Annotated in this window: 10 protein-coding genes; 3 read left to right on the top strand and 7 right to left on the bottom strand. The window is 67.2% G+C overall.

Annotated features, from left to right (window positions below):
• Positions 1-717: 717 nt before the first annotated feature.
• From C5B85_RS14710 to C5B85_RS14730, 5 genes are all read right to left on the bottom strand, one after another.
• The gene (locus C5B85_RS14710; protein ID WP_104286775.1) at positions 718-1542 is read right to left on the bottom strand and encodes an ABC transporter ATP-binding protein; all 825 of its coding nucleotides are present in this window, start codon (positions 1540-1542) and stop codon (positions 718-720) included.
• The gene (locus tag C5B85_RS14715; RefSeq protein WP_104286776.1) at positions 1539-2576 is read right to left on the bottom strand and encodes an ABC transporter ATP-binding protein; all 1038 of its coding nucleotides are present in this window, start codon (positions 2574-2576) and stop codon (positions 1539-1541) included. Before C5B85_RS14715 ends, C5B85_RS14710 begins: the two co-directional genes overlap by 4 nt.
• Entirely contained in the window at positions 2569-3549 is a 981-nt protein-coding gene (locus C5B85_RS14720; RefSeq protein WP_104286777.1) for a branched-chain amino acid ABC transporter permease, read from the bottom strand. Before C5B85_RS14720 ends, C5B85_RS14715 begins: the two co-directional genes overlap by 8 nt.
• A 9-nt stretch (positions 3550-3558) precedes the next feature.
• A complete protein-coding gene (locus tag C5B85_RS14725; RefSeq protein WP_104286778.1) occupies positions 3559-4833 on the bottom strand; it encodes a branched-chain amino acid ABC transporter permease in 1275 nt (424 codons plus the stop codon).
• Positions 4834-5177: 344 nt separating this feature from the next.
• Complete coding sequence (locus tag C5B85_RS14730) at positions 5178-6110, bottom strand: rhodanese-related sulfurtransferase (protein WP_104286779.1); 933 nt, start codon at positions 6108-6110, stop codon at positions 5178-5180.
• A 78-nt stretch (positions 6111-6188) separates the two neighbouring features.
• Between C5B85_RS14730 and C5B85_RS14735 the strand changes: the two genes are divergently transcribed.
• Positions 6189-7121: a DNA-3-methyladenine glycosylase gene (locus C5B85_RS14735; RefSeq protein WP_104286780.1), complete on the top strand. Its 933-nt coding sequence runs from the start codon at positions 6189-6191 to the stop codon at positions 7119-7121.
• Positions 7122-7387: 266 nt separating this feature from the next.
• Complete coding sequence (locus C5B85_RS14740; RefSeq protein ID WP_104286781.1) at positions 7388-7828, top strand: Hsp20/alpha crystallin family protein; 441 nt, start codon at positions 7388-7390, stop codon at positions 7826-7828.
• A gap of 170 nt (positions 7829-7998) precedes the next feature.
• Here C5B85_RS14740 and C5B85_RS14745 read toward each other — a convergent pair whose 3' ends face one another.
• A complete protein-coding gene (locus C5B85_RS14745; RefSeq protein WP_104286782.1) occupies positions 7999-9438 on the bottom strand; it encodes a xylulokinase in 1440 nt (479 codons plus the stop codon).
• Positions 9439-9639: 201 nt separating this feature from the next.
• Positions 9640-10833 (bottom strand): xylose isomerase, encoded by a 1194-nt coding sequence (xylA, locus tag C5B85_RS14750; protein WP_104286783.1) that lies wholly within the window; start codon positions 10831-10833, stop codon positions 9640-9642.
• A 220-nt stretch (positions 10834-11053) separates the two neighbouring features.
• On the opposite strand from xylA, the gene chvE reads away from it, so the two are divergent.
• Positions 11054-12175: a multiple monosaccharide ABC transporter substrate-binding protein gene (gene chvE, locus C5B85_RS14755; protein ID WP_104286784.1), complete on the top strand. Its 1122-nt coding sequence runs from the start codon at positions 11054-11056 to the stop codon at positions 12173-12175.
• The last annotated feature ends 54 nt before the right edge of the window (positions 12176-12229 follow it).

Below are 12229 nucleotides of genomic sequence, written 5' to 3' on the forward strand. Positions count from 1 at the left end.
CTTCTCGCATCGCCGCCCGCGAAGCAACCAACGCTGCCCGGCGTTTCCCCCTCTGCGAGCTGTCGCAGAGGGGGAAACGCCGGGCAGCGTTTGGGGGTGAGGTCGCTGGGGTGGATGCGCGGGGCCAGGGCGCAGAGGTTGGCTCGGCCGTGCTCGTCTCAGTGGGGCAGAGCAGGGGCAGGTTCGTTCCGACCACCCGCGTCACCATCGCTGCCAGTCAAGCGGCCATTCCTAGGCGCTGTGAGTGGCACATTGGCTGGCACCGTTGGGGTGGAAGCAGCGGGAAGTGCGCATTGGCTGGCAGTGGTCGGGGGTGGAAGCGCGAGGGTCAGCACGAGGCAGGGCGGGCAGGGCAGGCCGGGCGAGGCAGGGCAGGCAGGGCAGGGCAGGCCGGCCGGCTGGCTGGCAGCGCGCGGGCGCATGCTCGGCGCGGCCCAAGCGCATCCACTCGCCCAGGTGTGCTCGCCCCCCGCCCCCGCCATCGCTGCCCGTCAATTGTCCCTCTGGCACCGCTTGCAGAGGCGAAACGCCGGGCAGCGTTCGGGGTGAGACGGCGCGCAGGGAACAGAGGCGCGCGGGGAGCAGAGGCGGGCGGGGAAGAGAGGCGGGCGGGGAGCAGAGGCGGGCAGGGAGCAAAAACGGGCGGGGAGGCTCCAGCGTCTGCTGGAGGCCTCCCCGCCCGTCTGCTTCTCTGCGGTGAGCGGTGGATGCTCGCGGCTAGTGGGCCGCGTCGCCGTCCTTCGCCTGCTCGCCGTCCTTCGCCTGCTCGTCCGCGGCGAGGGTGCCGAGGTAGAGCGCGATGACCTTCGGGTCGTTGAGCAGTTCGCGGCCGGTTCCCGTGTACGCGTCCTTGCCCTGGTCGAGCACGTAGGCGCGGTCGCAGATCTGCAGGCAGCGGCGCGCGTTCTGCTCGACCATGATCACGGAGACGCCGGCGCGGTTGATCTGGCGCACGCGCAGGAACGTCTCGTCCTGACGCACTGGCGAGAGGCCCGCCGAGGGTTCGTCGAGCAGCAGCACCGACGGGTCCATCATGAGGGCCCGCGCCATGGCGACCATCTGCCGCTCACCGCCGGACAGCGAGCTGGCGCGCTGCTTGCGGCGCTTCCCCAGCTCGGGGAAGAGGTCGGCGACGAACTCGAAACGCTCGTTGAAGACCTTCGGGCGCAGGAAGAGCCCCATCTCGAGGTTCTCCTCGATCGTGAGCGATGGGAAGACGTTGTTGTTCTGCGGGACGAGTCCGACGCCCTTGGCGACGAGCTTGTCGGCGCGTAGGCCCGTGATGTCCTCGCCCTTCAGAATGACGCTGCCGCCACGGATCTTGATCTGGCCGAAGATCGCCTTCAGCACGGTTGACTTGCCGGCGCCGTTCGGCCCGATGATGCCGATGAGCTCCCCCGGGTAGGCGTCGATCGAGCATCCGTTGAGGATGTTCACGCCTGGCAGGTAGCCGCCGACGAGGTCGATGGTGGACAGCACTGCGTCGCCCCGTGGCGCGGTCGCTGTCGGTGCAGCGGATGCGGTGGGCTGCGTCTCGCTCATTTGCCGTCACTCTCCTTCGTCTCAGTCGCCGTCTCGGTCGCCGTCTCGCGCTGCGCCTCGACCAGCTCCTCGGCGATCGTGGTGGTTCCGAGCACCTCGGCCTCATATTCGGCCGCAGCTTCCACGCCCTCTTCCTCCGCGATGCGCTCGACTTCCAGCTCCTGGATGTCGAGGTCGCCGAGGTCCTGGTCGTGGTGGGCGCCCAGGTACGCGTCGATGACGGCCTGGTCCTTCATGACCGTCTCGGGCGGGCCCTCTGCGACGATCTGACCCTCGGCCATGACGACCACCCAGTCGGAGATGTTCGTGACCATGTGCATGTCGTGCTCGACGAAGAGCACGGTCGTGCCGTCGTTCTTGAGCTCCTTGACGTGGCCGAGCAGCGACTGCACGAGGGCTGGGTTGACGCCGGCCATGGGCTCGTCGAGCATGATGAGCTTCGGGCTGCTCATGAGGGCGCGCGCCATCTCGAGCAGCTTGCGCTGTCCGCCGGAAAGCGACGCCGCGTAGTCTTCACGCTTCGCGTCGAGCTTGAAGCGAGCGAGGAGCTCGTCTGCCTTCGCCGTGATCTCCGTCTCGCGCTCGCGCCACAGCGGCTTGAAGAGCGCGCGCAGCATGCCCTCGCCGCCCTGCTGGTCGGCGCCGAGCAGCATGTTGTCGAGCACCGTCATGCGGCCGAGCGACTTCGTGAGCTGGAAGGTGCGGACCATGCCGGAGCGCGCCACCTTGAAGGCGGGCACGTTGGCGAGCGAGGTGCCGTCGAACGACCAGGTGCCTGTGTTCGGCTTGTCGAAGCCGGTCAGCAGGTTGAACATGGTCGTCTTACCTGCACCGTTCGGACCGATGAGCGCGGTGATCTTGCCGCGCGGGATCTCGAGGTGCTGCACATCCACTGCCGTGTTGCCGCCGAACTGGCGGGTGACGCCGTCGGCGATGACGATCGGGTCGACCTTCTTGCAGCCCGGACCGACGTTGCCGTCGACGAACTCGTGGGTGGGGAGGATGCCCGTTGTTGGGCTCGTCTGCTCAGGCACTGAAGCTCAGCTCCTTCTTGTTTCCGAAGATGCCCTGGGGTCTGAAGACCACCAGCAGCATGAGCGCGATTCCGACGAGGATGAAACGGAGCTGGGCGCCCTGCGTCATGGAGAGGAAGGTGATCGCCCCGGATTCGATGAGTCCGTTGATCACGCCCTGCGTGAGGGAGAGGACCACCCAGAAGATCATGGCGCCCACGATGGGGCCGAAGATCGTCGCGGCTCCACCGAGGAGCATGATCGTCCAGATGAAGAACGTGAGGCCCGTCGTGTAGTTGGCGGGCTGCACGGCTCTCGGCAGGATGAAGATGATGCCGGCCAGCGAGCCGAGGAGACCTCCCGTGATGAGGGCCTGCATCTTGTAGGCGAAGACGTTCTTGCCGAGGCTGCGCACGGCGTCCTCGTCCTCACGGATGCCGCGGACGACGCGACCCCACGGGCTGCGCATGAGGGCCCACACGAGGAGCGTCGCGAGGAGGACGATGCCCCAGCCGACGATGCGAGTCCACCAGTCGTACGCGTTGTACGTGAATGGACCGAAGCCGTAGGTGCCGTCCGGGATCGGGTTGATCGCCGCGAAGGTGCCCTTGAAGCCGTTGAGGCCGTTGGCGGCACCCGTGACCGAGGTGAGGCCAGTCGTCGTCACGATGTACCGGAGGATCTCGGCGGAGGCGATCGTCACGATGGCCAGGTAGTCCGCTCGCAGCCGCAGTGTCGGGACACCCAGGATGAACGAGAAGATCACGGAGACCACGATGACGCACAGCACGGCGGCCCAGAGCGGCCAGCCGAGGCTGATCGTCGGGATCGCGAACGCGTACGCGCCGATCAGCATGTACGCGGCCTGACCGAAGTTGAGGAGGCCGGTGTAGCCGAAGTGGATTCCGAGGCCGATCGCGGCGAGCGCGTAGGCAGCGGTGGTGGGGCTGAGGAGCTCGCCGACGGCGTTGCTCAGGATGTTTGACCAGTCCATGTTCGTCTCCTAGCCGACTCGCTCGCGGCGGCCGAGAATGCCCTGGGGCCTGACGAGCAGGACCAGGATGAGGATGAGGAGCGCCGCCGCGTACTTGAGGTCGGCGGGGATGAAGAGGGTCGAGAGCTCGACGAAGATGCCGACGACGAGCGATCCGACGAGCGCGCCGTACGCGGAGCCGAGGCCACCGAGGGTGACGGCGGCGAACATCAGCAGCAGCACCTGGAAGCCCATGTCCCACGACGACTGGCGGTACAGGGCGAGCATGACACCGGCGAGGGCGGCGAGGCCACCTGCCGTGGTCCAGACGATGCGGATGATGCGGTCGACGTTGATACCGGATGCGCTCGCGAGCGACGGGTTGTCGGAGACCGCGCGGGTGGCCTTGCCCACTCGGGTGCGGGTCAGGAAGAGCCCGACGAGCACGAGGGTGACGATTGAGATGCCCATGCTCAGCAGCGAGCCGGTCGTGATGCGCACGGGGCCGAACTCGACGGCACCGCTGAGTCCCACAGAGCTCATCGGGAGGATCGCACCCCCGAAGAACAGCTGGTAGATGTAGCGCAGCGCGAGACCGAGGCCGATGCTCACGATCATGGCGGGCACGAGGCGCACACCGCGCTTGCGCAGCGGCTTCCAGAGCGCCGCATCCTGGACCCACCCGAAGGCGGCGCCGAGGATGACGACGATGATGAGCGCCACGAAGATGTTGAGGCCCATGACGACGGCGAAGAGCCAGGCCATGAGGCCACCGAACGTGACCAGCTCGCCATGCGAGAAGTTGTTCAGCCCGGTCGTGCCGAAGATCAGTGTGATGCCGATCGCGCCGAGCGCGATGAGCAGGCCGAAGTTGAGCCCCGCGACGAGGCGCTCGATGAGCTGCGAGCCGAAGTTGCTGCTCTGCCTCGTGTCCTCGCCGAGCGCGAAGAGGCGACCGACGTTGGTCGTCGACCACTCGTCCTCGGTGACCTCCGCGGTCGCGCCGTCCTCGTTTCGGAGGTCGATGCCGTCTGGCAGCGTCTCCGTGTCGAGGGTCACGGTGTAGTTGCCCGGGCCGGGGACCGGGACGCGCCAACGGCCGTCTTCACCCGACTCCACCGTCTCGGTGTATCCGTCGCCTTCGACGGTGAGGGAGACACCCTCGACGGGTTCACCCTCGAAGTTGAGGATGCCGCTGATCGAGTACGCCGACTCTTCTGGTGGCTCAGCCTCCGCGTGTGCGGGGCCGGCCATCGCGAAGACGCCGAGGAACGCGAAGAGCGCCATGGCGAGCGCCGCGAGCATTCGGTGCGTGTGGGTGAGCCGGGAACGCCGCGTGGTCGCTGAGCGCGATCCTGCTGGCGGAAGCGGACTGAGAAGAAGGGGCACGGAGTACCTCCAGTGCGAGTCGGGCTGGGCACGACGACTGAACGAGATTCTGGAACTGCTATTTCTGCAAGCGAGGAGAGGATTCGCCACTCTGCGAATCTACGGATGGTTTGTATCGGCAATGTTTCACTGCCGCTACACACGATAGCGGTGCTGGGATGGCTCTGCGCGCAGCAGGCAGCCCAGATGCGCAATTTTGTTCTGCGTCACCACAAATCTGAAGGCTCGGTGCGGTCCAGTGTGCCGCCGCAAACAAGATCTCAGTTTGTGAAGACGAGTTTCTCCTCCGGCGTGTCACCAACCGGAAGGTGACGCACGCAGAAGAGCTCGCGCTCTCCGCAGCTCTCGCAGGCTACGAAGCGTTCACGACAGGACGCGTCGCTGCAGTTCTGGGTGCGGTGCGTTGGCGCCTTGCACTCGCGGCAGCGTCCGAGCTTCTCCGTGTTCGGGCCGAACTCGAGGTGCTCGCGCGCATCGAAGACGGCGAGCGAGCCCTGCCAGAGTCCCTCGTCACCGAACTGCTCGGCGTAGCGGACGATGCCCCCGTCGAGCTGGTACACCTCGGTGAACCCCCGCTTGAGCATGAGGGCCGACAGGACCTCGCACCGTACACCGCCCGTGCAGTACGTCACGATGGGTTTTGACTTGAGCTCGTCGTACTTACCCGACTCGAGCTCGGCGATGAAATCGCGGGTTGTCCCCGTTTCGGGCACGATAGCCCCCTCGAAGCGACCGATCTCCGCCTCGATCGCGTTGCGTCCGTCGAAGAAGACGACGTCGTCCCGCGATTCGACAAGCGAGTGCAGCTCGTCTGGGGCGAGGTGGGTGCCGCCACCGACCACGCCGCTGGTGTCGACCTCGAGCTCGCCTGGCGCCCCGAAACTCACGATTTCGTCGCGCACCTTCACGCTGAGGCGCGGGAAGTCAAGTGTCAGGCCGTGCTCGTCGAGGCCCGTGCCTTCCGACCACTTGTAGTCGGCGTCCTTGAACGCCGCGTACTCGCGGGTGCTGCGGACGTAGCGCTTGAGCGCGTTGAGTTCACCGCCGAGGGTGCCGTTGATGCCGTCCTTCGAGATCAGGATGCGCCCACGAAGCCCCAGCGACGCCGCGAGGTCGCGCTGCCAGAGGCGGATCGCCTCCGGGTCGGCGAGGGGCGCGAAGGCGTAGTAGAGCACGATCTTGGGGACAGCCATGGTCTCGATTTTAGGTGAGCGGGTGTCTCCCCGAAGTTCGAGCGGCCGAATGTCCGTGGTCCTGCGTACCCTTGCCGCATGCCAGATCGGGTCATGACGCTCTATCGGCCGGCACTGCCGGTCGATGTGCTGCAGACCCTACGGCCCCTCATGCGGGGCAGGCGTGACCCGACGTGCTGGGTGCATCCGGCGTCGAGGGATGTGTGGCGCACCTCGCACGCGCTCGCAGGAGGCGCGACGACTGTGTTCCGTCAGGCGAGGGAAGGCATCCGCATCGTGTCGTGGGGCGAGGCTGCCGAGATCGCGGTCGATGAGGCGCCCGCCCTGCTCGGCTGCGACGATGACTGGAGTGAGCTCTGCCTTGACGCCCTGCCAGAGCTGGCGGATGTGCGGCGCCGCAACGAGGGGCTCCGGCTCCCGAAGACGGGCGCGGTCTTCGAGGCGCTGAGCGCCGCCATCATCGAGCAGAAGATCACGGGCATTGAGGCCCATCGGGCATGGGACATCCTGCACCGCGACTATGCCGACGCGGCCCCGGGGCCAGCAGGCCTCGTGCCGCGCCATCTTCGGCTGCCGCTTACGCCCGAGCAGTGGCGTCGCATCCCCAGCTGGGACTGGCACCGGGCAGGGGTTGACCACTCCCGGACGGGCACGGTCATCCGCTCGGCAACAGTCGCCTCAGCGCTGGAGCGCACGAGCAGCCTGCCGACCGGGTCGGAGGAGCCGCTCCGCCGACTCCGCTCGATCGTCGGCGTCGGCGTGTGGACGGCCAACGAGACGGTTCAACGCTCGCACGGCGACCCGGATGCGCCGAGCTTCAGCGACTACCACATCCCGAACATGGTGGGGTGGGCGCTCGCGGGCTGCGACGTCGACGACGACGGCATGCGGGAGCTGCTCGAGCCGTGGCGGGGCCACCGCGAGCGGGTAGTTCGCCTCATCAAGCTCGCCGGCAACCCGCGCCCCAAGCACGGCGCGCGCATGACCGTGCAGGACCATCGCTTTCACTGATCTCACGCTGTTGCTCTCACGCTGTTGCTCTGACGCTGTTGCTCTGACGCTGTTGCTCTGACGCTGTTGCTCTGAGCGAGCGGGGGCACAGGCGGGGCACCTGTCGGCGTGCCGTTCGCCCACGGCTGACGCGGTTTTCAGCAAACTTTCTGGCACTCGTGAAGGTCGAGTGCTAATTTTTTGGTCAAGGAAGTTGACAACAGTCGACTCAAGTTCACCGCAGTCGCTCACCATCGTGAGCGTGCGTACAAGGAAGGGAAAACGACATGGCACGCGTCTTCGATCCGTTCCAGGAGATGGAACGACTTTTCCAGGGAGCACCGAACAGCCCGCGTTCGATGCCCATCGACCTCTACCGTGAGGCCGACCACTACATCCTCACCGCCGACCTGCCGGGCATCGACCCCAGCTCGATCGACGTCGACCTCGACGGCCAGCAGCTCACGATCCGCGCCGAGCGCAGCACCGTGAACGCCGAGGGTGCCAAGTGGCTCGTGCGTGAGCGCAACGGTGGCAGCTACCTCCGCCAGTTCACGCTCGGCCAGGGGCTCGACACCGAGCGCATCGCCGCGAGCTACGAGCATGGCGTGCTCACCGTGACGGTTCCCGTTAGCGAGCGCGCGAAGCCGCGCAAGATCGAGGTCGAGACTGGAACGAAGGTCGAGACAGTCGAGACAGTCGAGACGGTCGAGGCGCTGCAGGCCTAGCCTGGCTGTCCGGCGTGACCGGCCGCAGCTCGACCTGAACACGGCGGGGGCGAGCTGGCCCGAGCTGGCCCGAGCCCGACTGATCTGAGAAGAGGGCGGTGCGAATTCGCACCGCCCTCTTCGCTGCCCGGAGGCGAGAGGCAGACGGGCTCGAGCCTTCAGGCCGTCCTTCAGACCGCCCTCAGGCCCCCGCCGGACTCCTCGGCCGTCCGCGCGAGCAACGCGGCCGCCGCGTAGCGCGCGCGAAGCGCGGCATCCGGTGTGGGCTCGAGGCGGGCGACGGTCTCGACGGGCCAGTCGGGGCGGTTGCCCGTCGCGACCCATGCAGCCTGGCGCGCGGCGCCGTCGGCGACGTACTCGCCAGGCGCGGGGATCTCGACGGGAACCTCGAACAGTGTCGGAGCCACCGCGCGCACGCCCTCGCTCAGGGCGGCGCCGCCGATCAGCATGACGCGCTTCGCGTCGACGCCAAGCGCGCGGTGCGCATCGAGCGCCTGTGCGAGGCTCCCGAGCATGCCTTCGACCGCGGCGCGCGCAAGGTTCTCTCGCGTGAAGGATCCTCGAGTCATCCCGAGCAGGGATGCCGTCGCGTCGGGCAGGTCGGGTGTCCGCTCGCCATCGAGGTACGGCACGAACGCGAGCCCGCCTGATCCGACGGGTGCTGACGCGGCGAGGCGACCGAATTCGGCGTGGTCCACGCCGAGCACCTCAGCGGTCGTGTCGATGACCCTTGCCGCATTGAGGGTCGCGGAAAGCGGAAGGAACTGCCCCGTCGCATCAGCGAAGCCTGCGAGCCCGCCTGCCGGGTCGACGACGGGACGGTCCGCGACGGAGAAGACCGTGCCGGACGTGCCGATCGAGACGACGACGTCGCCGGCGCGGGCGTTGAGGCCGAGCGCGGCACCCGCGTTGTCGCCAGCTCCGGCGGCTACCAGCGCACCGGCCGGCGTCGTTCCCGCCACCTCGGATGGGCCGAGCACACGCGGGAGGATGACGTCGTGGCCGAGCGCCGCGACGAGCAGCTCGCGGTCGTACGCGCCCGTGAACGGGGACCAGTAGCCGGTCCCGGATGCGTCGGAGCGGTCGGTCGTGAGCTTCGTCAGGTCGGGGCCGTGGGGGCTCGCGTCGGCGGGGCCGTAGCCAAGGAGCCGCCACGTGAGCCAGTCGTGGGGAAGTGCGACTGCAGCGACGCGCGCCGCGTTCGCAGGCTCAGCATCCCGGAGCCAGCGGAGCTTCGTGATGGTGAACGACGCGACGGGAACGAGCCCGGTACGCGCGACGAGCTCCTCCTGACCGAACTCCTCGATGAGGTCGCGGGCGGCACCCGCACTGCGTGTGTCGTTCCAGAGGAGGGCGTCGCGCACCACGTTGCCGTTGGCGTCGAGGGCGACCATGCCGTGCTGCTGGCCCGCGACGGAGATCGCGGCGACATCGTCGAGCCCTCCGGCGGCCTCGGTTGCGTCCTGGACCGCTGCCCACCAGTTCGCGGGGTCGACCTCGGTGCCGGGGGCGTGGGACGCCCGACCCTGGCGGATGAGCTCACCCGTGTCCGCGTCGCGGATGACGAGCTTGCAGCTCTGCGTACTCGAGTCGAAGCCGGCGACGAGCATGGTGGTCTGCTTTCTGTAAGGCGGGTGCTGTGCTGAGATCGGGCGTTGTCGGGGTCGTGCACGGCAGAGCTCATGCACGACAGAGCTGGGCGGATGCACGCGCGTCGTGAGACGTGCGCGCACCCGCCGCAGCTCTGCGCGGGGGACGGGGGAAGCCGTCAGGCCCGAGGCAGCCGGGGAGGCCGGCGGCAGCCGGGTTGGCTAGCCGCGGGCGCCCATGAGGTGCTCGAGCGCGAGCTGCTGCAGGCGCACGAAGCCGAAGCCCTTGCCGTTGAAGTACGCGTTCGCGTCGAAGTCCTCGAACGCGGAGCGGTCGGCGAGGAAGTCGTCGTACGTCTCGCCCTCGCCGAGCGTGTTCGTGGAGAGCTCGTCGACGCGGGACGCCTGGAGTGCTTCCTGCACCTCGGGGTCGGCACGGAATGCGGCCGCGCGCTCCTTGAGGAGCAGGTAGGTGCGCATGTTGGCCGCTGCAGACTCCCACACGCCCGTCTCGTCCTCGGTGCGCGAGGGCTTGTAGTCGAAGTGGCGCGGACCCGTGTAGGTCTGGCCGCCGCCCGGGCCACCGTTCTCGAGCAGGTCGACGAGCGCGAACGCGTTCTGCAGGTCGCCGTGACCGAACACGAGGTCCTGGTCGTACTTGATGCCGCGCTGTCCGTTGAGGTCGATGTGGAAGAGCTTGCCCTGGTAGAGAGCCTGCGCGATGCCGGCCGCGAAGTTGAGGCCTGCCATCTGCTCGTGCCCGACCTCGGGGTTCACGCCGACGAGCTCTGGCCGCTCGAGAGTCTCGATGAAGGCGAGGGCGTGGCCGACCGTGGGGAGGAGGATGTCGCCGCGGGGCTCGTTGGGCTTCGGCTCGATCGCGAAGCGGATGTTGTAGCCCTTGTCGGTGACGTAGTCGCCGAGGAGGTTCACGGCCTCGCGGTAGCGCTCGAGGGCCTGGCGGATGTCCTTCGCGGAGTCGTACTCGGCGCCCTCGCGGCCGCCCCACATGACAAACGTCTCGGCGCCGAGGGATGCGGCGAGGTCGAGGTTGCGGAGCACCTTGCGCAGCGCGAAGCGGCGCACGTCGCGGTCGTTGGAGGTGAAGCCGCCGTCCTTGAAGACGGGAGCGGAGAAGAGGTTCGTGGTGACCATGGGAACGACGAGGCCCGTCGCATCCAGTGCACCGCGCAGGCGGGAGATCTGCGAGTCGCGCACCTCGTCGGTGGAGCCGAACGGGAAGAGGTCGTCGTCGTGGAACGTGAGCCCGTAGGCGCCGGCCTCGGCGAGCTTCTCGACGACGTGCACGACGTCGAGGTCGGCGCGCGTCGGGCCACCGAACGGGTCGGTCCCGTTGTAGCCGACGGTCCACAGTCCAAATGAGAACTTGTCTGCGGGGGTGGGAGTCAGAGACATGAGAGTCCGTTCTAGGTATCGTCGTTGATAAGTTCCAGAGAGCAACATATAGCAAGTTGTTGTGTCATTTCCACCATGAGTTCCGGATGGATTGAGCTCCAGATGGCGCCTGGGGTCAGTTTTGTCACGAATTCGACACGGGGTTGCGCAAGGCGACCCAAGTGGGTATATGTTTGGCGCGACAACTTAGGCAAGACATTTCAGAGAGGAAATGACCTTCATGTCAGCAACGAAGAAGTTGCTCGGTCTCGCAGTCGTTGGAGGCCTCGCACTCGGTCTCACCGCATGCGACGCGCCAGCAGACCCAGCAGCAACCGGCGAAGCAGGAGCAGCAGTCGAGGTCGAGAGCGTTGGCATCTCGATGCCGACCCGCGAGCTCGAGCGTTGGATCAACGACGGCGCCCAGCTCCAGAGCAAGCTCGACGAGGCCGGCTTCACGACCGACCTCCAGTACGCCGAGAACGACCCGGACACGCAGATCTCGCAGATCCAGAACCAGATCGCCTCCGGAGTCGACGTCATCGTCGTCGCAGCCATCGACGGTTCGGTGCTCGCGCCGGTCCTGCAGGATGCGGCTGACGAAGGCATCACGATCATCGCTTACGACCGCCTCATCAACGACACGGAGAACGTCGACTACTACGCGACGTTCGACAACTACGCGGTTGGCAAGCTCCAGGGCGAGTACATCGTCGACACGCTCGACCTCGAGAACCAGCCAGGCCCGTTCTACCTGGAGCCCTTCGCTGGCAGCCCCGACGACAACAACGCCAAGTTCTTCTTCTCCGGCGCATGGGATGTCCTCAACCCGTACATCGAAGAGGGCAAGCTCGTCGTCGCCTCCGGCAAGGCGCCCAAGACGAACGACGACTGGGCCACCGTTGGTATCCAGGGTTGGGAGAGCGCTGGCGCTCAGGACGAGATGGAGAACCGTCTCGCCTCGAACTACAGCGACAAGAAGGTCGACGTCGTCCTCTCGCCGAACGACAGCCTCGCTCAGGGCATCGCCGAGGCGCTCGTCTCCTCCGGCTACACCCCGGGCGCCGAGTGGCCGATCCTCACGGGTCAGGACGCTGACAAGGCTTCCGTCGTCAACATCCTCGCCGACAAGCAGTCCATGACGGTCTGGAAGGACACCCGCCTCCTCGGAGACCAGGTCTTCGCGATGATCGAGTCCCTCAAGGCTGGCACCGACGTCGAGGTCAACGACACCGAGAGCTACGACAACGGCGTCAAGGTCGTCCCCTCGTACCTCCTCGACCCCGAGGTTGTCACGAAGGACACCGTGCAGTCGAAGCTCATCGACAGCGGCTTCCTGAAGGCATCGGACGTCGGACTCTAACGAGTCGCCGACACCACACTGAACGCGCTCGGGCTGGCTGTGCCCCCACACCAG

It is taken from the genome of Pseudoclavibacter sp. AY1F1, from assembly GCF_002931075.1.
Taxonomy (GTDB): Bacteria; Actinomycetota; Actinomycetes; order Actinomycetales; family Microbacteriaceae; genus Pseudoclavibacter.